General features: G+C 68.2%; 19 protein-coding genes. 6 read left to right on the top strand and 13 right to left on the bottom strand.

Features of this window, described 5'->3' with window-relative positions; all coding sequences use genetic code 11:
• Positions 1-7 precede the first annotated feature (7 nt).
• On the bottom strand, positions 8-445 hold the full coding sequence (locus ACIBO2_RS24510; protein ID WP_358545359.1) for a helix-turn-helix domain-containing protein: 438 nt from the start codon (positions 443-445) through the stop codon (positions 8-10).
• A 93-nt stretch (positions 446-538) separates the two neighbouring features.
• Between ACIBO2_RS24510 and ACIBO2_RS24505 the strand changes: the two genes are divergently transcribed.
• Positions 539-1,720: an MFS transporter gene (locus ACIBO2_RS24505; protein ID WP_397299458.1), complete on the top strand. Its 1,182-nt coding sequence runs from the start codon at positions 539-541 to the stop codon at positions 1,718-1,720.
• On the opposite strand, the gene ACIBO2_RS24500 is transcribed toward ACIBO2_RS24505, so the two are convergent.
• The 4 genes from ACIBO2_RS24500 to ACIBO2_RS24485 form a co-directional block, all read right to left on the bottom strand.
• Positions 1,698-2,255 carry a hypothetical protein gene (locus ACIBO2_RS24500; protein WP_397299455.1) on the bottom strand — a complete coding sequence of 186 codons (558 nt, stop codon included), beginning with the start codon at positions 2,253-2,255 and terminating at the stop codon, positions 1,698-1,700. The two genes, ACIBO2_RS24505 and ACIBO2_RS24500, sit on opposite strands and share 23 nt — an antisense overlap.
• An 82-nt stretch (positions 2,256-2,337) precedes the next feature.
• Positions 2,338-2,631 (bottom strand): hypothetical protein, encoded by a 294-nt coding sequence (locus ACIBO2_RS24495; RefSeq protein WP_358545353.1) that lies wholly within the window; start codon positions 2,629-2,631, stop codon positions 2,338-2,340.
• 5 nt (positions 2,632-2,636) lie between these two features.
• Positions 2,637-2,960: an STAS domain-containing protein gene (locus ACIBO2_RS24490; RefSeq protein ID WP_358545351.1), complete on the bottom strand. Its 324-nt coding sequence runs from the start codon at positions 2,958-2,960 to the stop codon at positions 2,637-2,639.
• 133 nt (positions 2,961-3,093) lie between these two features.
• Positions 3,094-3,660: a DUF5994 family protein gene (locus tag ACIBO2_RS24485; RefSeq protein ID WP_358545349.1), complete on the bottom strand. Its 567-nt coding sequence runs from the start codon at positions 3,658-3,660 to the stop codon at positions 3,094-3,096.
• 229 nt (positions 3,661-3,889) lie between these two features.
• Between ACIBO2_RS24485 and ACIBO2_RS24480 the strand changes: the two genes are divergently transcribed.
• Positions 3,890-4,816, top strand: coding sequence for a tyrosine-type recombinase/integrase (locus ACIBO2_RS24480; RefSeq protein ID WP_358545347.1), 927 nt, complete (start codon positions 3,890-3,892; stop codon positions 4,814-4,816).
• Between the two features lie 160 nt (positions 4,817-4,976).
• On the top strand, positions 4,977-5,237 hold the full coding sequence (locus ACIBO2_RS24475; protein ID WP_397299450.1) for a hypothetical protein: 261 nt from the start codon (positions 4,977-4,979) through the stop codon (positions 5,235-5,237).
• Positions 5,238-5,509: 272 nt separating this feature from the next.
• On the opposite strand, the gene ACIBO2_RS24470 is transcribed toward ACIBO2_RS24475, so the two are convergent.
• The gene (locus tag ACIBO2_RS24470; RefSeq protein ID WP_397299448.1) at positions 5,510-5,653 is read right to left on the bottom strand and encodes a hypothetical protein; all 144 of its coding nucleotides are present in this window, start codon (positions 5,651-5,653) and stop codon (positions 5,510-5,512) included.
• 80 nt (positions 5,654-5,733) lie between these two features.
• Between ACIBO2_RS24470 and ACIBO2_RS24465 the strand changes: the two genes are divergently transcribed.
• Positions 5,734-6,084, top strand: coding sequence for a hypothetical protein (locus ACIBO2_RS24465; protein WP_397299445.1), 351 nt, complete (start codon positions 5,734-5,736; stop codon positions 6,082-6,084).
• 46 nt (positions 6,085-6,130) lie between these two features.
• Here ACIBO2_RS24465 and ACIBO2_RS24460 read toward each other — a convergent pair whose 3' ends face one another.
• Positions 6,131-7,174 (bottom strand): saccharopine dehydrogenase NADP-binding domain-containing protein, encoded by a 1,044-nt coding sequence (locus ACIBO2_RS24460; RefSeq protein WP_358545341.1) that lies wholly within the window; start codon positions 7,172-7,174, stop codon positions 6,131-6,133.
• 101 nt (positions 7,175-7,275) lie between these two features.
• Here ACIBO2_RS24460 and ACIBO2_RS24455 point away from each other — a divergent pair, with 101 nt between their 5' ends.
• Both ACIBO2_RS24455 and ACIBO2_RS24450 read left to right on the top strand, forming a co-directional pair.
• Positions 7,276-8,223 carry a helix-turn-helix domain-containing protein gene (locus ACIBO2_RS24455; RefSeq protein ID WP_358545339.1) on the top strand — a complete coding sequence of 316 codons (948 nt, stop codon included), beginning with the start codon at positions 7,276-7,278 and terminating at the stop codon, positions 8,221-8,223.
• 121 nt (positions 8,224-8,344) lie between these two features.
• Complete coding sequence (locus ACIBO2_RS24450; protein ID WP_397299441.1) at positions 8,345-8,965, top strand: TMEM175 family protein; 621 nt, start codon at positions 8,345-8,347, stop codon at positions 8,963-8,965.
• An 87-nt stretch (positions 8,966-9,052) separates the two neighbouring features.
• Here the strand turns inward: ACIBO2_RS24450 and ACIBO2_RS24445 are convergent, their stop codons facing one another.
• The 6 genes from ACIBO2_RS24445 to ACIBO2_RS24420 form a co-directional block, all read right to left on the bottom strand.
• Positions 9,053-11,104, bottom strand: a complete 2,052-nt coding sequence (locus ACIBO2_RS24445) for an ArnT family glycosyltransferase (protein ID WP_397299439.1) — start codon at positions 11,102-11,104, stop codon at positions 9,053-9,055.
• Between the two features lie 25 nt (positions 11,105-11,129).
• On the bottom strand, positions 11,130-12,374 hold the full coding sequence (locus tag ACIBO2_RS24440) for a glycosyltransferase (RefSeq protein ID WP_397299436.1): 1,245 nt from the start codon (positions 12,372-12,374) through the stop codon (positions 11,130-11,132).
• On the bottom strand, positions 12,371-15,589 hold the full coding sequence (locus ACIBO2_RS24435) for an efflux RND transporter permease subunit (RefSeq protein ID WP_397299433.1): 3,219 nt from the start codon (positions 15,587-15,589) through the stop codon (positions 12,371-12,373). The genes ACIBO2_RS24440 and ACIBO2_RS24435 overlap by 4 nt, the downstream gene beginning before the upstream one ends.
• 256 nt (positions 15,590-15,845) lie before the next feature.
• Positions 15,846-16,517, bottom strand: a complete 672-nt coding sequence (locus tag ACIBO2_RS24430) for a response regulator (RefSeq protein WP_397299431.1) — start codon at positions 16,515-16,517, stop codon at positions 15,846-15,848.
• Positions 16,514-17,716, bottom strand: a complete 1,203-nt coding sequence (locus ACIBO2_RS24425) for a histidine kinase (protein ID WP_397299428.1) — start codon at positions 17,714-17,716, stop codon at positions 16,514-16,516. The genes ACIBO2_RS24430 and ACIBO2_RS24425 overlap by 4 nt, the downstream gene beginning before the upstream one ends.
• A 522-nt stretch (positions 17,717-18,238) precedes the next feature.
• Positions 18,239-19,363: a hypothetical protein gene (locus ACIBO2_RS24420; RefSeq protein WP_397299426.1), complete on the bottom strand. Its 1,125-nt coding sequence runs from the start codon at positions 19,361-19,363 to the stop codon at positions 18,239-18,241.
• Positions 19,364-19,497: the final 134 nt, after the last annotated feature.

Raw genomic sequence — 19,497 nt, 5'->3', positions numbered from 1 at the left:
GTTGCTTTTAGCGGGGCTTATGAACGTAAGTGGTGTCGGTGCCGAGGAGGGTGCCGTCGGCGCTGGTCGGCGCGATCTCCGGCACAGGGACGCCGTGCTGGTCGACAAGGGTGGAGCGGGTCTCGCCGGGGGCGAAGGCGTGGCGTTCTCCCCACTGCCGCAGGGTGAGGATGACCGGGAAGAGGTCGCGGCCGACGTCGGTGAGCACGTATTCCTGGCGGCGGCCCGATGGCGCGGTGCGCTGGGCGAGGAGCCCGTGAGCGATGAGCTTGCGGAGGCGGTCGGTGAGGATATTGCGGGCGATGCCGGTCCGCCGCTGGAACTCGGTGAACGATCGTGCCCCGTCCATCGCGTCGCGGATGACGAGCAGGCTCCACCTGTCGCCGACGAGGTCGAGCGTGCGGGCGACGGGGCACTCGGGGTCGGTCCAGTCCGTGTTCGGCACGGCATCTCCCAATCGGTTGCGAATTGAAACCATTATGCCGTACGGTCAAATTGGTTGCAATCTGCTACTGATTGGGTTTGGGGTGCGATGGACATGTGGCGGCGGTTGCTGCTCGCGGTGGTGTGTGGTGTCGCGGTGGCGAGCATCTATGCCGCGCAGCCGGTTCTGGAGCCGATGGGACGCGATCTCGGTGTGTCGGCGGAGCTCACTGGGTGGATCGTCGCGGTCGGCCAGTTCGGTTATCTGGCAGGGCTGGTGCTGCTGGTGCCGCTTGGCGATGTGGTCGACAGACGCCGACTCATCGCCGCGCACCTGGCGCTCACCGCAGTGGGCATGATCCTGACGGCCTCGGCGTCAGCCGCATGGGTGGCGTTCCTGGGGCTGGCGATGGCTGGGGTGTTCGCGGTCGTGGTGCAGACCACGGTGGCCTACGCCGCTTCGGTCTCGCCGCCTGCCGAACGCGGACGGAACATCGGCGTCGTGACCTTGGGCGTTGTGGTCGGCATCCTGGGCGCGCGGGTCGTCACCGGCACGCTCGCCGAGGTGTGGGGCTGGCGGAGTGTCTATGCCCTGCTCGCGGTGCTGTCACTCGGGCTGGCGGCCGTCGTCCTCGCCGTACTGCCGTCAGAGGAGCGCCCCAACCGACCTACGGGGTACGGACGGGCCGTCGTCTCACTCGGCGGGCTGTTCGGGCAGCGGGTCTTCCTGACGCGCGGGCTCATCGCGTTCTTCTTGTTCACATCGTTCGGAACCCTGTGGAGCGGACTGTCCCTGCCGCTGGCGGACCCGCCATGGCAGCTGAGTGAGAGCCAGATCGGACTGTTCGGCATCGCCGGACTCGCCGGCGCACTCGGTGCGGCACGCGCGGGACGGTGGGCGGACGCAGGACGGGCGGCCCCGGTCACTGGTCTCGCGCTGACCCTGCTCATCCTCTCGTGGGCGGCGATCGCGCGGCTGCCGTGGTCGTTGTGGCTCCTCATCGTCGGAATCGTGGTTCTCGACTTCGCGGTCCAGGCCGTACATGTGAGCAACCAGCACCTGCTCGCCGCCGCGCATCCGGAGCGCACCAGCAGCGTCATCGGCGGCTACATGGTCTTCTACTCGCTCGGCTCCGCCCTCGGTGCGGCCGCGACCACCGCCATCTTCACCGCCCATGGCTGGGCGGGCTCCAGTCTCCTCGGGGCCGGGTTCGCGGCCTGCGCGCTGGCCGTCTGGGCGACCGACAGGAGGGTACGCCTCAAACGAACAGTAGCTACGACATCAGCCACGTGGTGAGGGCGACGGCCGCCTCGCGTAGGTCGTCGTCGCGGCGCTTCTCGCTCAACTGGTCGACGGTGAGCCGGAACTGCGGGGCCGTGACCACGAACACCTGGTTGTACAGGGACCGGCTGCCAAGGGCGATCTCGGTGCCGCCGGACTGCGCTTCGACGCCGAGCGTGGTCAGTTCGGGGACCTCGACCTGAGGGAAGTCCTTGTACTTGGGCGGCGCCGACGGAAGGGCGACCGTCACCGAGGCCGCGGGAATCTTCTTCCCCCACGAGCAGGTCAGCGCACCGCTGGCGTCGTACCGCTTGCTGAACTTCTTCCCCTTGATCAACGCGCCCATGGCCGCGACCATCCGGGGATCGTCGCAGCTCTTCGGCAGAGCGAACGGCCGCGCCAGTGCGGTCGTCGCGGTCAAGGTGGGCGGCGCGCTCGATGTGGCCGGCGTGGAGGACCCTGAGGGGGCGGCAGGGCTGCCAGCACTGCAGCCTGTGAGCAGGCCGCCGAGGACCGTCACCCCTAATAAGACCTTGGAAATCATGGACATGCGCCAAGTATCCAAGACGCCGGGTGTCCAACCAGGACCGTTTCTCAGGGAGTTCTAAGGCGGGCTTTATAGCTCTTTCGCCTTATTTGTGGGGGGAGTGCGGGTCGGAGCGGTGGGTCAGCAGCCGGTGGAAGCCGACCGTCACCCCCAGCCCGGTCACCACGTAGAAGACGGCGGCCAGCAGCAGGTCGGTGAGGGAGATCCCGCTTCCCCACGCCAGCCAGATGCCGGCACCCAGCGCGAGGAACGGCGCGATGACGATCGCCGCGGTCAGCGTCAGCGGGACGATACCGGCCCGCGCGGGCGCAGCGGGCCGGGGGAACGGCGCATTGCCGTCATAGCCCGCCCCGGCGGCGGTGCGGGTGGCGGTCGGCATGCCGCTCACGCCATGACCGGGAAGCGGCGGTCCAGGCCGGTGATGCGCAGCAGCCGGGCCACGCGCGGCGGAACGCCGGTCAGGGCCAGCGTGATGCCGCGTGTCCGGGCACGGCCTTGCACGCCGATCAGCACGCCCAACCCGCCTGCCCCACAGAAGGTGACCTGGGACAGATCCAGGATGAGCAAATCGGTGCTGTGGTCGAGGGTGTTGATCAACCTCTGGCGCAGCCGAGCTGTGGTGAAGATGTCGATGTCCCCCGACAGATGCACCAGGGTCGGCGCCGAGGCGCTCACCCCGGCGAGCGGGGCGGCGTCGATGACGGTCATGGAAGTCCTCCTCACGGGAGAAGCTGAAAGGTGATGAGATGCCTGCCGGCCGAAGATCGGCCCGCCGCCAGTACGGGCGGTGCCAGGACCGCTCGATCCGGCCGGCAAGCGGCACACGGGGCGTTGTCGGCCGTCACATGGACGGCTGCGCCACCTGCCCGATGACCGACCCTCCCTCGTCCTCCCAGCGGGCCGAGCCGTCGGCCGTGGCACGCGGAGCGGGGCCGGCCGGCAGATGCGCGAGGGTGAGGATGGCCTCGATGCTCAAGCCGGCGATGTCCTGGGCGGTGAGCTTGAGCGTGGCCCCGGCGGCGCCGGCGGCGGTACCCGAAGGGATGATCAGCAGGACGACCGGCTCGCCGGCGGCGAAGCTGAGAGTGATCACACGCGGGTCGGTGTAGCGGAACCAGCCGACGCGGACCTGACGCCCGCGTGCCGAGATGCGGCGCGGAATGTTCTGCCACGCATCGCCATGCAGGCCGATGCGGAGCGTGACCCGATCCAGCAGCCGGTCCACGGCGGCGATGAGGCCGGGCAGTTCGACGGCCGCGTCACGGGAGGAGGGCCACCAGGCCCCGTCCACCACCGCTCGCCGATTCGGCACCGGGCGGAGGCTGAGCCGTAGCCCGGAATCGACCCGCGGGATCGCGGACGAGGCGGAGCTGAGCGGTGCGGGTTGAGAAAGAAGCGTCGGCGTCATGGTCGCCTGACCTGTCCAGGCCCCCGAAGAGGCCGGTGGTGGTTCGCCGGGGGCGACGCAGACCTGAATGCCAACGCTCGAAAAGGCCTCGGTACCTTCAGTGTACGGCATGACTTCCGGAATTGCCCAATTCCGGAAGTAGACTGAGCGGGTGACTTCCGGAAACACGCCCTCAGAGATCATGCAACCGGCCGGATCAGCTTCCGGAAACACAAGCCGGTCGCGGACCGTGCCGCTCCCCGCCCCCCATGCCACTGTCCTGGCCGACTACACCGACGCGCTCGCGCACGCCCCGCTGGCCGGCTCCACCAAGACCAAGTACGTCTCCCGGCTGCGCGGCTACCTGGCCTGGCTGGCCGACCAAGCCGACGCCGGCGCCCTGGACGGCGACCCGCTCACCGACCCCATCGCCGCCACCGGCGCCGTGCGCGACTTCCGCCGGCATCTGAAGAACGGCCGCCGCGCCCCCAACACCATCGACACCTACCTGTCGGCCATCGACGACTTCTACGCCCGCCGCGGCCTCGGCAAGCCCACAGTTCAGCGGGAACGCGACTCGCGCCGCACCGCCCCCCGCGCCCTGGAGGCCCGGCGCACCCGCCGCTACATCCGCCACGTCCAACTCACCGCATCCCCGCGCGACAAGGCCATCGCCCTGCTGCCCTACTACGCCGGCCTGCGCATCTCCGAAGTCGTCGGCCTCGAGTTGGCCGACGTCCGCCTATCAGCCCGCAAGGGCGAACTACGCATCCGCGGCAAGGGCCGCGACGGCGGCAAGATCCGCCTCCTGCCCGTCCATGCGGACCTGCGCCAGGCCCTGACCGACTGGCTGGAAGCCCGCGCCGATTGGAAGGCGGCCGGCGCCCACGCCGCGGTGTTCCTCAACCACCGCGGCGGCCGCCTGAGCGACCGCGCCGCCCGCGACATCATCACCCGCTTCGGCGACGCCGTTGGCCTTAATGACGACCCCACCGAGCCCTTCAGCCCGCACGTCCTGCGCCACACTTTCGCCACGCAGCTCATCCGCGACGGCAAAGACCCCATCCTGGTCGCCGAACTCCTCGGTCACGGCTCGTTGGACACCACCCGCCGTTACGCCCTGCCCACCGAAGCCGACAAGGCCGCTGCTCTGGACGCCCTCATCACCGACCATTGACCACAAATCCGGTTCGGGACGGATACACGATTGTTACTGCCTGTATCCAGCTTGGAGGGCGTCGCGTGCGCCCGCGCGGAGGCGAACGTGCAGTGCAGTTGCCTACAGCGTTCGAGGCTGGGCAGATACCCTTTGCGGATTCTCTCCGAAGGAGCCGGCCGTGCCTGAAAAAGTCGCAATTATCCTTCGATTCCACCTGATGGGCGGCGAAGACGTCTCCGTGATGAGCGGAGACTTCGACGGGGAGGAAGAGGCGGTGGCGGCGATCGCTCGTGCTCTGGACGAGCGGCGCAGCCTGGTGCTGATGCGGGCAAGATATGACCGTGAGACCGACGTGAACGGCGTGGTCATCAACCTCGCCAACGTGGTGTCGGTGCGGGTGTCGAAGACAGACAGAGCCGAAGCGGGCCAGTACCTGTAGCGGCGGGCTGCCCCAACGCACCCTGACCTGGACCCGCCGAACTCGTTCACAACCACGAGATGATGGGCAGCGTGACGGGCGACGACCCGCCCGAGCAGGCCACCCACCACTCACCAGCAGCCACTAAACCTCCCGTCTCAGCGAGCCGAGGAGGCAACGATCTCGGCTCGCTGAGACGGAAATCGGCGGCCAAACAACACACGACCCGTCCTACGACGACCGCCCGCAGATTAAGGGACACTTGCCTTACGTGCCTTCTCTGAACTAACGCCTTATGATGTCGCTGCGTCGAGTTCGAGCGCGCTCACAACAGCTGAGACCTGAATGTTGTCATTGCCGACGAGGGCTTGGAGCCCGTCCTCGCGCACCCGTTTCTCGGCGTCCAGTGCTTCGTCGACGCTCGAGAAGTACTGCATGTGATGGATTTGCCGTCCGCAGCGAAACAGCTGTCCCAGCCGCGGGGTGAGACCCGCAGATCGCCGCGCAGGAGGCGGCCGTGCGCCGCGTCCGGGTCTTCCCCATCGGTTTCGGCACCACGAACCCGACCCCGATGGTCTGCGACAACACACAGTTCGACGGCGGCTTCGGCGGCTGGGGCGGCGGCTTCGGCGGCCGCGGCGGATTCGACAGAGGCCGTAACCCCCGCACCATCGACGAGCCCGCGCTCAAGCAGATAGCCCAGACCACCGGCGGCTCCTACCACGGCGCCGAGAACGCCGACCAACTCCAAACCGCCCTCAACGCCCTTCCCAGCAGCTTCACCGTCATCCACCAGCGAGTCGACACCGCATCCTCATTGCTGCGGCCCTGTCCCTCTCCCTCTGGTGGAACCGCCCTCGCCCCGTGACCCGCTGACGGCACCTGCCTGACCACGGTCCGGATCCCCAGCACGGTCAGCCGCGTGCGTCGAGCGGGACATGCAGCGAGAGATGCGCCGACAGGGCGCGGAGGAAGTCCGGGGCGTCGAAGACCGCGCCCGCGGAGACGACGCCAGTGGTCCTGGTCCGGCCGGTGAGGATACGGTCGACGGCCTCCACCGCGAGCGGCGCGGTGATGGCGTAGATGTCCTGGCCGGAGACGACCACGCGGCGTTCCGTACCTCCGGAGCGGACGAGGACGTCGACGACGAAGGTCTGCGCGGAGCGGCCGCGCTCGTCGACGGCGGTCGGTGCCGAGGCGTCAGGAGCGGACAGGTCCGCGGCCGCCTTGGCGGTCATGTAGGTACGCACCTCCGGTACGGACAGGTGACTAGGAACGGTGACGACGTCGGCCATGGTGAACTCTCCAATGACGCTCTGGGAGCCGAGCGGAGCCGGGAAGGTCCACTCCAGGGTCGGCAGAGCGTCCTCGTGGTACTCCAGCTGTCCGCCGGTGAAGCGGACACGGCGGCCACTCCGCCGCTGCCCCGAGACCACGCCTGCGGCGAGCGTTCCGGCAGTGGGGTGCCAGCTGCTCAGGCCGTAGGCGACGTGTACCTCGTCCGCCGCCGTCCAGTCGCCCATAGCGGTGGTGACCAACAGGTCGCCGAGGCCGCCGTAGAAGGCCATCGCCGGGACCACCACGGCGCCCGCCTCGCGGGCACGCTCCGCGAAGTGCGCGAACGTGTCGGCGTTCGCCTCGATCTCGGCCGCCACGTCGACATACGGGATGCCCGCGCGCAGCGCCGCCTCGACCAGCGGGGCGGCGGTCGTGGCGAAGGGCCCGGCGCAGTTGATCACGATGTCGGCGCCGTTCAGCGCGCGGTCGAGCGAGGCCGGATCGTCGACCGACGCCTGCCGCGCCTCAAGCCCCGGTTGGTCCTGTACCAGAGCCTGCAGCTTGTCCTGGTCGCGGCCGAGGAGCAGCGGAACGTATCCGCGCTCGCGCAACTCCGCGACCACGAACCGCCCGGTATGCCCATAGGCGCCGTACACCGCCACATTCCGACCCGATCCCATATCTGTTCCTTCGTGCTCGAAGTGATCCGCTGCGGAAATCCTGTCTGGGTTGCCCCATTGGTGCCAGCGTCCGAAACGACACGACCCGTACAATTCCCGACATGAGCTCTTTCCCGCGCTCCGTCGCGGTCGCCGCTACCGACGGGATGCTGCACTTCGAGCTGGCCCTGGCCTACGAGGTCTTCGGCTCCGCCCCGGACGCCGTACCGGGTCCCTGGTACGACGTCCGGATCTGCGGCACGCACGCCGTCCGGGTCGGCCGGTTCTCGGTGGAGCCGGACTGCGGGCTCGACCGGCTGGCGCACGCCGACACCGTGATCGTTCCCGCCTTGGCGGACGTCGACGAGGACCCGCCGGCCGACCTGGTCGAGGCGGTACGCGCGGCCCACGAGGCGGGCGCGCGGGTGGTCTCCCTGTGTACGGGCGTGTTCGTGCTGGCCGCCGCTGGCCTGCTGGACGGGCTGCGCGCGACCACGCACTGGGCCCACACCGACGTACTGGCGGCCCGCTATCCCCGGGTGGAGGTCGACCCGGACGTGCTCTACGTCGACAACGGCAGCGTGCTGACGTCCGCGGGCAAGGCCGCAGCGATGGACCTGTGCCTGCATCTGGTCCGCCGCGACCACGGTTCGGTGATCGCCAACGTGGTCGCCCGCCGCCTGGTCGTGCCGCCCCACCGGGCCGGTGGCCAGGCCCAGTTCGTCACCACACCCGTGCCCGACCAGGACGGCCATCCCCTGGCCGAGCTGCTCACCTGGGTGATGCAGCGGCTGGACCAGCCCCTCACCGTGGAGGACCTGGCTCGCCAGGCGAACATGAGCTCGCGCCACCTGGCCCGCCACTTCCGCTCAGTAACCGGAACCACGCCGCTGCAGTGGCTGCTGACGCAGCGGATCCGCCGCGCGCAGGAGCTGCTGGAGATCACGGACGACAGCGTCGACACCATCGCCTCGGCGGCGGGCATGGGCACCGCGACGACACTGCGCCGCCACTTCCACCGCGCGATCGGCGTACCGCCGGATGCCTACCGGCGCACGTTCCGGGCGTGAGGCCTGGTCGAGGTCATTGATCTCCTTGAGAAGCAGGTGCCGGCACCATGGGGTCTCGGCCCTTCCCCACAACTCTGGACCTCATCAGCGTGAACTCGGTCCTCTCGCTACTATGCCCGGCGTGAGCGATGACCCTTCTGCAATGAGCACCGGGCGCCTGGAGGCGTTCAGCGACGGCGTGTTCGCCATCGCGATCACCCTGCTGGTGCTCGAGATCCGGCTGCCCGAAGGCTGGGAAGAGGACCTCGGGGGCGCGCTGATAGGGCTGTGGCCGTCCTACCTCGCCTACGTGGTGACGTTCCTGTTGGTGGGGTTGGTCTGGATGAACCACCATCGGATGTTCCACTTCATCTACAGGACTGACGGCATACTGCTCACCCTCAATGTGCTTCTCCTGATGGATGTCGCCTTTCTGCCGTTTCCCACGCACGTGCTGGCCGAGGCGTTGCGCTCCGAACACGGCACCCAGATGGCCGTCGTCTTCTATGGCATCGTGCTGGTGATCGGCGGCATTTTCTACAACGCCGTGTGGTGGTACTCCTCCTTAGGACACCGCCACCTCGGCGCGCACATCTCCCCGGCGGAGGCCCGCTCGCTGCGATTTCGCTGGGGAATGGGGCCGGTGCTCTATCTCGTCGCGACCGTCATCGGCGCGTTCAGCGCGGTAGGCGCGCTCGTGTTCTACGTGTTGCTGCTCGTCTTCTACATGTTCGACATGCGCCCCAGGCGAAAGGCCATGTAGCACCGCGTTTCGCCTGGTCGCCGCGCTGCGCCAGCCCGCCCCGTGGGCCCATTTTCTGAGCCCTTGCTGTACGGGCGGCGCTGTGCGTCAGTGCTTGGTGGCGCAGTCGTAGAGGGTGGTGCCGCCTCCCATCGTTGGGCTGCTGCTCGGTTTGGAGGGAGTTCCCCCATACGCGGCGGCGGGGACTTCGGTGCAGTTCTCTTTCAGCCATTGCGAGCGGTGTGTGCTCGCGCCGCCCATCATGGCGCCGAAGCCGCCGAAACCGGATCCCAGGACGAAGCGTAGTTGCCCCGAACTCGTCCAGTCCTTCAGTTGCTGGACGGTCGGGGCGTCGTCGATGCCGATGAAGCCGCCCATGCCGATGACGTTGGCGTCACTGTTCAGGATGAAAGTGGAGGCGGACATGGCGCCGCCTTCGGTGGCGAGTTTGATGCGGGCGGGGCCGGACTGCTTGACGGCATAGTCCAGGATCTTGCGCTGGTCGGGGGTGAGCTCGGCGCCAGAGCCAGGGAAGCCTCCGGAGAACCCGGCAGGAAATCCTTGGGGGAGCTCCATGTCTGGCGGGAGCTCCATGCCTTCCGGGAGCTTCGTGCCTGGTGGGAGTTGCATTCCTTCCGGGAGTTCGAACCCGCCCGGAGCCGCGCCGCCCCCGCCTGCTCCGCGGCCGAACGGCATGGTCGGCGGCCCCGCGGTGGGGTTGGCGCCGCCCATCGCCGACGTGGAGCCGGGGACGCTGATCGCCCAAGCCGCAGGTCCCGAAAGCACCGCCAGGACCGCGACGCCGACGGCGGCGGGCAGCAGCTGTGGCCGCCCGGCGGGCAGCAGCCGCCGCCGACCCGACAGCAGGAGCAGGACGATCCCCGCCACCCCGGCCGCGCCCACAAGCCACGCCACCCAGCCGTTCCAGGACGGGACCCGCCCGATCACGACATAGGCCCAGACCGTGGTCACCGCGACGGCCCCGGCGCCCAGCGGGAGCGCCCAGCGAGCCCCCGCCCGGTGGGCGCGGGCCAGCGTCGTGACGAAGCCGGCGGTCACGGCGGCGACCGCCGGGGCCAGCTGAGTCGTGTAGTACGGGTGAAAGGTCCCCTTCTGGGTGGCGAACACCAGACCGCAGACCACCAGCCAGGTACCCCACAGCACCCACCCAGCCGCGGCGAGCGGCTCACCGGGCATCACGACTCCGCGCCAGCGCAGCACAGCGCCAGCCACGGCCAGCACCAGCGCCACCCCGCACAACGGCAGCAGCCAGCTGATCTGCCCACCGACCTGGTCGTTGAAGAGCCGTCCCAGACCAGCCGCTCCACCGAAGGAGATGCTGAACCCGCCCTCGCCACCAAAGATCCGCCCGAGGCCGTTGTAGCCGACGACCAGGTCCCAGGCGCTGCCGTCAGTGCTGCCGCCGATGTACGGCCGATTCCCCGGCCAGAACGCGATCACGGCGACCCACCACAGAGAGGACACCACAAGAACGACGCCGCCGATCAGCAGCTTGCCGAGCCGCCCGAGCAAAGGGCCGCGCGCGCCGACCAACCAGGCCACCGCGAACGCCGGGATCACCATCCAAGCGGCGAGCATCTTGGTCATGAAGCCGAGGCCGATCAGGAACCCGGCGGCGCACAACCACCGCAGGCCGGCCCGACCGGAAGCCGTCTGCAAGGCGCGGGTCAAAAAGTATGCCGCCGCCACCAGCGTCAGCACCAGCAGCGTGTCAGGGTTGTTGTCGCGGTTGATCGCCACCGTGATCGGGGTCAGCGTCAGAACCAGCGCGGCCAACAGCCCCGCCGCCTCGCCCGCCCACAGCCGTACAGTCCGGTGCAGGAGGAACACCGTGGCGACGCCCTCCAGCACCTGAGGCAGAATCATCGCCCAGCCGTGCAGACCGAAGATCTTGGTACTGAGCACCTGCGGCCACAACGCCGCCGGCGGCTTGTCGACGGTGATCACCCCCGCCGGGTCGTACGCACCGAACAGGAAATTCGTCCAGCTCTGGCCCATCGATTTCACAGCGGCGGAGTAGTAGCTGTTGCCCCAGCCGAGCGAACCCAGCGCCCAGCCGTACAGTCCGGCGGCCAGGATCAGGATCACCGCGAGCGCCACCCGTCTGGGGAGCGGGCGGGGGGTGGATGGCGGAGTCATCTCGTACGTCACTCTCTGGAAAGGATCAGGGGGTGGTGCGGCGGAAGACGGCCAGCCGCAGCACCACGAAGCGGACGACGGTGACCAGCACGGACGAGGCGGTGAGCACCAGCGTCTCGGCCGCGGCCGACGCCTCGGGCTGGACCTCGCGGAACAGCAGCACGGCGGCGGAGGTGACGACGTACCCGAGCAGGAACAGGGCGCCGGCTCCCAGGTGCGCCCGGCCGGCCCCCGTACCGGACCAGCGGAAGGTGAGGCGGCGGTTGGCCTCGGTGTTGAGCACGGTGAGGACCAGCAGCGACACCAGGTTCGCGAGCGCGGGCGGCCACCAGGCGCGCAGCAGCCAATAGAGCAGGGCCTGACCGGCCGTCGAGAGCACGCCGATGGCCACGAAGCAGCCGACCTCCCAGGTGATCCGGGAGCGCGCCCTGCTGGGGGCCAGTACGGCGTCGGGATGCTCGGCGGCTGGGGCAGGGCGCCTCGGCAACGGAGCCCGCGCGGCGCCCGAGGCCTTCATGCGGGCCACCCGCCACAGCCCACGCAGATCGTCCGTGGCGGTGCTGACGACGTCGACCCGCGTGTCCACATCCTCGACCCAGTCGACCGGGACCTCGTGGATGCGCAGCCCGTTGTGTTCGGCGAGCAGCAGCAGCTCGGTGTCGAAGAACCAGGCGTCGTCCCGCGTTCGTTCGAGCAGCGGGCCGAGCACGGCCGTACGGGCGGCCTTGAAGCCGCACTGCGCGTCGCTGAACCGGGCTCCGTGAGTGAGCCGGATGATCGCGTTGTAGCAGCGGGAGATCAGCTCGCGGCGCGGCCCGCGCACGGTACGCGCCCCGGGAGCCAGTCGACTGCCAATGGCGAGATCGGAGTGGCCGCTGGCGAGCGGGGCGATCAGCGGCATCAGCGCGTCCAGGCGCGTGGACAGGTCGACATCCATGTAGACGACGATGTCGGCCTCGCTCGCGCCCCACACCGTACGCAGCGCGAGCCCGCGCCCTTTCCTGTCGAGGTGGACCACGTTCGTTCCGGGCAGCTCGGCGGCCAGTTCCCGGGCCACCTCCAGCGTCCGGTCAACGCTCGCGTTGTCCGCCACGGTGAGGCGCCAGGGGAAAGGCATCCACTGACTGAGGTGTGCGTGAAGGGTACGCAGACATCCTGGGAGCGCCCGCTCCTCGTTGTAGACGGGGATGACGATCTCGATCGTGGGATTCGGTAGCTTCGAGGGCTGGAAATCCCGGAGGACGCCCCGGCCGCGGGTCGTGTTGGTCATCGACGTCCTCCGGAAACAACTGCCGGCTCCCCAGGGGTCTCGGCGATGGGCGGTACGGCGGATCGCGGCGCGCGTCTGGCCCGGATCTTCTCCTTCCGGCTCTCGACCATGGTGTACAGGGTTGGGACCAGGATCAGCGTGAGCAACGTCGAACTGATCAGCCCGCCGATGACCACGATGGCGAGCGGCTTGGAGATGAACCCGCCCCCGCCGGTGATGCCCAGAGCCATCGGCAGCAGCGCGAAGATCGTGGCCAGCGCTGTCATCAGGATGGGACGGAGCCTGTTGCGCCCGCCTTCCACGACGGCCTCGTGCAGCGGCATCCCCTGACCGCGGTACTGGTTGATCAGGTCCAGCAGCACGATGGCGTTGGTGACCACGATGCCGACCAGCATCAGCAGCCCGATCATTGCCGCCAGCCCGAGCGAGGTACCGGTGATGAGCAGCAGCCCGATCGCCCCCGTGGCGGCGAACGGGATCGATACCAGGAGCAGCAGCGGCTGAATGAGGCTGCGGAAGGTGGCGACCATGACAAAGAACACCAGCGCGATGGCCGCCACCAGGGCCAGCCCGAGGCTGCCGAAGGCTTCGTCCTGATCGGCGCTGGCACCGCCGACGGAGTAGGTGGCGCCGGCGGGCAGGGTCAGCTTGGCGAGCCGGCTGTCCAGGTCCGCGCTGATGGCGCCGAGATCGGCGCCGGTGCTCTTGCCGGAGACGGTGACGGTACGCTCCCCGTCGACCCGGCTGACCGAAACGGGCCCGTTGACCTGCTTGACCTCGGCCACGTCGGAGAGGTCCCCCTTCCCGGGCAGGTCGAGCTTGCGCAGCTCACCGAGCGAGACGGGCGCGTCGCCGGTGTCCACGACGACATCGGCGGTGGTGCCGTCGAAGGTCAGCTGGGTCACGGTACTGCCACGGAACGCCTGGGCGACCAGCTGTCCGACGGCGGCCTCGGTCAGGCCGCGCTCCGCGGCCTCCTTGCGATCGACGGTGACGTCGATGCGCGGCGCGGTCTCGGCCAGACCGCTGGTCACCTCGGTGACGCCGGGGATGGCCGACATGGTCTGCTGTACGACTCGCGCCGCGTCGCTCAATGTGTCCTGCTCACTGGCGTGGACCAGGACTTCGAGCCCGTCGCCGCCGAACCCGCCCGTCTCGCCGATGCTGATCTCTCCGGCGTCGGGCAGCTTGCCCAGCTGGTCGCGCAGGGTGTTCTCCACGGCTGCGGTGTCACTGTTCTCGCGCAGGGTGAGCGAGTAGCTGGCGCGAGCCGTACCCCCGCCACCCCCTCCGCCTGGACCGGCGCCCGCGAACCCGACGCCGCTCGCGCCACCCACGGTGACCTGGTACGACTTGACCGCGTCGAGGCCGGTCAGAACCTTCTCGACCTCCTTGGCCTTCGTGTCGGCCGCGGCCAGGGACGTACCGACGGGCAGGTTCTGGGTGATGTTGACCGTGTCCTGCCCCGCGTTGTCGATGAAGCTGGTCTCCAGCCGGGGCACCAGGGCGAGCGTGCCGATAAGGATCGCCAGAGCGCCGGCGACCGTCGTGAGCCGGTGCCGGGTGGCGAACCGGATCACCGGGACGTAGGCGCGCTGGAGCAGGCTGCGGCGTTCCTTCTCCTCCGCCTTGAGCCGGTCACCGTTCTTGGGCGGCTTGAGGAACCAGTAGCTCAGCACCGGTACGACGGTCAGCGACACCAGCAGCGACGCGAGCAGCGCCACTGTGACCGTGATGGAGAACGGGCCGAACAGCTCACCCACGAAACCGCCGACGAAGGCGATCGGCAGGAACACCGCGACGGTGGTGAGGGTGGAGGCGGTCACTGCGCCCGCGACCTCGCGTACGCCGTTCTCGATCGCCTGCCGTTTGGGCTCGCCGTAGGAGAGGTGGCGTTTGATGTTCTCCAGGACCACGATCGAGTCGTCGACGACGCGGCCGATTGCGATGGTGAGGGCGCCGAGGGTGAGCATGTTGAGCGAGTAGTCCCAGGCCCACAGGGCGATCAGCGCGATCAGCACTGACAGGGGGATGGAGACGGCGGTGACGAGCGTGGAGCGTAGCGAGAACAGGAAGACCAGGATGATCAGCACGGCCATGGCCAGGCCCAGCAGTCCCTCGGTGGTCAGGCTCTCGATCGACTTCTCCACCTGGGGTGCCTGGTCGTAGACGATGGTGAGGGCGGCGTCGGTGCCTAGGGCGGTGGCTAGGGTGGGCAGCTTGGCTCGTACGTCCTCGGAGATCGAGACCGCGTTGCCGCCGGGCTTCATGGTGATGGAGACGCCCAGGCTGGGCTTGCCGTCTGTTCGGGTGAGCGTGGTCGATTCGGCCAGGCCCAGCTTCACGGTGGCCACGTCGCCCAGGCGTACGGGCTTTGGCTTCTCTTTTGTTGGGGTTGCCTGTGGGGAGCCCGGCCGCTGATCCTGGCCTGCGGGCTGGGCCTGGGCCTGGGCCTGGGGCTGGGATGCCTGCGCGGCGGGGGCGAGGTAGAGGTCCTTGAGGTCCTTGATCGACTCGAACCTGCCGCCGACCTGGACGCTCAGCGTCGTGTCCGCATGCGTGAGGGATCCGGCGGGAATCGGCTGGCCCGCGCCCTGGATAGCGGCGGAGATCGCGCTGGTGTCCAGCCCCTTCTTCCTCAGCTCATCGGCGTCGGGGGTGATGGTGATGACCTGATCACGGGTACCCGTGACGGAGGCCTCCTTGACCCCCTCGATGCCAGTGAGCGTCGGGACCACGTGGGTGGTCAACTGCTCGGCGAGCCGCTGCTGCGACTTGTCGGAAGCGGCGGCGAGCTGGATGACCGGCAGGTCGTCGGTACTCCCCACGACCACCTTCGGCTCAACCCCGTCCGGCAGCCGGTCAGCCAGCCCGCTGACCACCTGCTGGATCTTGCTCTGCGCATCGTCGATGTCGGTCCCGAAGTCGAACGCCACCTGAACCGTCGCGCTGGACTCCCGCGAGGTCGAGTTCACCCCGGTGACGCCGGTGACCCCGCGTACCCCCTCTTCCAGCGGCACCGTGACCCGGTCCTCGACGATCTCCGGAGCGGCGCCGGCGTATGTCGCCATCACCGATACCTGGGGGAAAGACAGGGAGGGCAGGAGTTGCTGTTGCAGCGCTGGGGTGACGTAAACGCCGAACGCAAGCACCACGACCGTGATGAGCGCGATGAGCCCCCGTTGGGCAAGGCTCAATCTAGCCAGAAACGACATCTTTCCACTTCTCTTTGCATGGGGGTCAGATCGCACGGTGCGCGGGAACGGGCGAGCCGGACCACTTGGGTCACCACTTCAAGCCTCGGGGCGTGGCTTTGGGCGGACGTCCGCCTGGGGGAGGGTTCTGATCTGCGGCGATCGCAGTAGACGCGGGCGCGGGCTACTGCGTCCGCGGTTCGTGGGCGATCAGCAGGCCCGCTTTTGTGAGTCGGGGGGCGCAGTGGCCCGCGCGTGTCGTCTCTTGATGGGGTAGTCAGCGGGTCTGGGGACGGACCAGACCGGTCTCGTACGCGATGATCACCAGCTGGGCGCGGTCGTGCGCCTTCAGCTTGGTCATGGCCCGGTTGACGTGCGTCTTTGCGGTCACCCGGCTGATCCCCAGCAGATCGGCGATCTCGTCGTTGGTACGCCCGTGGGCCACGAGAATCATCACTTCACGTTCGCGCTCGGTGAGCACAGCCAGGTCCTCGGGCACGTGCTGGGCTTGGACGCCACGGCCGTCCAGGAACCGGGTGATCAGACGTCTGGTCGCCAACGGCGACAGCAGCGCCTCCCCCCTGGCCACCACCCTGATGGCCTCCTGCAGTTCGCCGGCCTCCACACTCTTGCCGAGGAAACCACTGGCGCCCGCCTGCAGCGCGGCGAAGACGTACTCGTCGATCTCGAACGTAGTCAGGACCAGCACCCGTACTCCGGCCGTGGCCTCATCACAGGTGATCTCCCTCGTCGCGGCCAGACCATCCATTCCGGGCATGCGAACGTCCATCAGCACCACGTCAGCCATGGTCTCCCGCGCCAGCCGTACGGCGTCATGACCGTTGGCGGCCTCGCCGACCACCGTCAGGTCGGGGGCAGAGTCGATCAGCACCCGAAACCCGGCACGGACCAGCGCCTGGTCGTCCGCCAGCACCACTTTGACGGTCATGGCCTGTTCTTCCTTGAGACGGGGAGCACGGCGTGCACTCGAAACCCACCGCCGTCCACGGGCCCAGCGAGAAAGGTCCCATCGACCGACAAGGCCCGCTCCCGCATACCGATCAGCCCGTGACCAGTCCCGTTCCCGGAGGAGACCCCACCCGCATCACTCCGACCGTCGTCGGCCACATCGACGATCACCTCGTCGGCCGTGTAGTCGATCCGCACAGTCGCGGTCGCCTGCGGCGCATGCTTGCTTACGTTGGTCAGCGCCTCCTGAACAATCCGGAACGCGGCGAGATCCACAGGAGCCGGCAACGGCCTCGGATCGCCGTAGATGAGCCAACCCAGTTTCAGCCCGGCCGCAGTGAAGGAGTCGACCAGCTCAGGCAGCCGATCCAGCCCCGGCGCAGGCTCGGTCAGCAGCTCCTCGCGGCTACCCGGACGACGCAGCAACCCCACTGTCGTCCGCAACTCGTCCAACGCCTCCTTGCCCGCTTCCCGGACATGCCCCAGCGCCGTACGAGCCTGCTCGGGCTCGGTCGCCAGCAAATGCGCGGCAACCTGCGCCTGTACGTTGATCAGCGCGATGTGATGGGCGAGAACATCATGCAACTCCCGCGCGATGTACAGCCGTTCCTCCATCACCCGCCGTTCGGCCTCCTCCTCACGCGTCTCCTCGGCCCGGCGCGCCCGCTCCTCGATGGCAGCCACATAGGCCCGGCGGCTACGCAGCGAGTCCCCGACCGCGGTGGCCATGCCGATCGATGCGATCGGCGCCAACATCTCGGGCGTCAGCCACGCACTCCCGCTGAACACCACCCTGGCCACGGTAACTACGAGCGCGGCAAGCCCTCCATAGGCCCACGCGTGTCGGCGCGGGACTCGCGAGGCCACCGTGTACACCGCGATCGCCGACCCCAAGTTCAACAGACTCCGCCCGCCATCGATCACGGCGTAGACGACGAACCCGGCGACGGTGACGGCGAGAACGGTCCGGGGCCACCGCCGCCGAAAGATCAGAGCACCACAGACGACCGAAGCCAGCGCGATGTCGTAAGCAGTGAGGGGCTGCATTTGGCCGCGCCACTCCGCCCCAGACGGCGGGGGCGGGCCCGGCGCCAGCAGCGTCATCGCATACACGCACACGGCCAGGATCGTGTCGGCCACATAGGGGCGGGAAAGGAGCTCCCGTCGCAGCCAGGTCACGGTACGCACCCCTAAACAGTAGGTCTGACCTGGGCGAATTCCCTCATCCCGTGGTACCCATCGGCTCTACTGCGCCCGCAGTACGGCCGAGTCGGGATTCGACGAAGGCAGACGATTCGGGACCTGCGCCCAAGCTCCCGAAAGACGAACCGGCCCGGCGGAGCCAGCGCGGCCGCGTAGTCCTGATCGGCGACGCCGCCTGATGCCTGACCCTCTACTCCCTATTCCGGCGTGGGCGCCTCCACCGGCATCGCCGGCGCCGAACTGCTGAGCACCATGCTGCAGCGCCACCCCGGCGACCTGCCCGCGGCTCTGCGGGGCGGGGCGCCCAGATGCGGCGCTTCATCGACACTCACCAGGCCGCCGCCGTGGCCGAACGGCGAATATCCACCCCGCACGACCGCAAGGAGCACGGCACCTATATGAGTGTCTACCTCGAGGTTGCCGAACCCGCTGAACAGACCGTGGCCCTCTTTAACCAGAGCTGTAGTACGAGGTGAAGCGTCAATTTTTCAACACCGCTCATGGTCGCTGCCCAAGCACGATGTATTCCCGAACACCTGCCTTCTGCACGTTGCTTGAGAATCGTCCGCTCTTGGGATCTCGCCCTGGGGGGAGGATGCGTCGACCCGCTTGCATCCGTGGGATAGCGCGGACTTCAGTAAAGCCTGCCTCATTCAACAGCTGTTCGAAGCCACCTACTAGGTCGAAGATCCTCCCCGCACGAACGGAGTTGGCGACGGAGTACGCCACGAGCCCACCTGGAGCTACGACGCGAGCCGCCTCGGCAAGATGTACACGAAGGTCCTCAACGTAGGCACGCAGTGCCCGGCCGAGTGCTGTCTTCTCGCCCTGAAACTCGGACTCGTACCAGTTCTGGAATGTTGATGGAAGGCCAACCTGGCGATCGAGAGGTTGATGCCCGTACTTGGCGCCGATTTGATCATTGCGTTTCACCGGCCAGCCAAAGGCCAGATAGGTGAGCCGCTGGATCTCGAAGTAGTCATAAGTGACGAAGTAGGGCGGGGACGTCACTATCGCGTCGACGCTGTCGGATGCCATGGGTATTTTCCGCGCGTCACCGCGAGTGACGGCAGCCGGAGGACGGCGCTGACCGAAGATGTCGTTGACATCAGCAAGCGCATCTTGCTCGGTCTCACAATCTCGAGCAAGCTGACGTGCCCAACGCCGCAGGCTGTGCTCGAGTGGGATGGGGTCCCGGTTGGGATCGGCAGTCACCTTTACCGAGCCCGCTAACCAGCGCGAGGACGGGCGCAGCGACTGTGAGAGCGCAACAGTGACGAACCGCTGGAGGCGCGCATCGTCGACATCCTCCACAATCGGCATCCAAGCCGTGAGCAATCGAGCGTTCCTGTCACCGAGCCACCCATCGAGTTCAGTGTCTAGTCCCGATGTCTCAGTCGGTCCGACCCGTGCGAGGCGCTCGCAGAATGCCGCCGCTTCCCACACATTGACCGGAGGATCCAGTCTGAGTCGGCCAACGGTGACCCCGAGCGTCGTCAGCTCAAGCCCAACCGCGGAGAGACCGAGTTGGCGACTGGCGGTCACGACGGAAGCTGTCCCGCAGAACGGATCGAGCACATGCGCGACGGGCCGCTGGGCTTCAGTGACCACTTGCGCGAGCATGCTGGTCACAACGTCGGCCGCGAATCGCGCCGGATATCGGTGAAACCACCCAAGGACAACATGCTGTCGGGAACGACGGAGGCGTTCGAGCGCCAGGACTGGAACCGATGCATGCCGAGGTGTAAACGCCGGCT

The sequence above is a fragment of the Nonomuraea sp. NPDC050022 genome (assembly GCF_044460705.1).
Classification (GTDB): domain Bacteria; phylum Actinomycetota; class Actinomycetes; order Streptosporangiales; family Streptosporangiaceae; genus Nonomuraea.
This window is presented reverse-complemented; position numbering and strand designations above follow the sequence as displayed.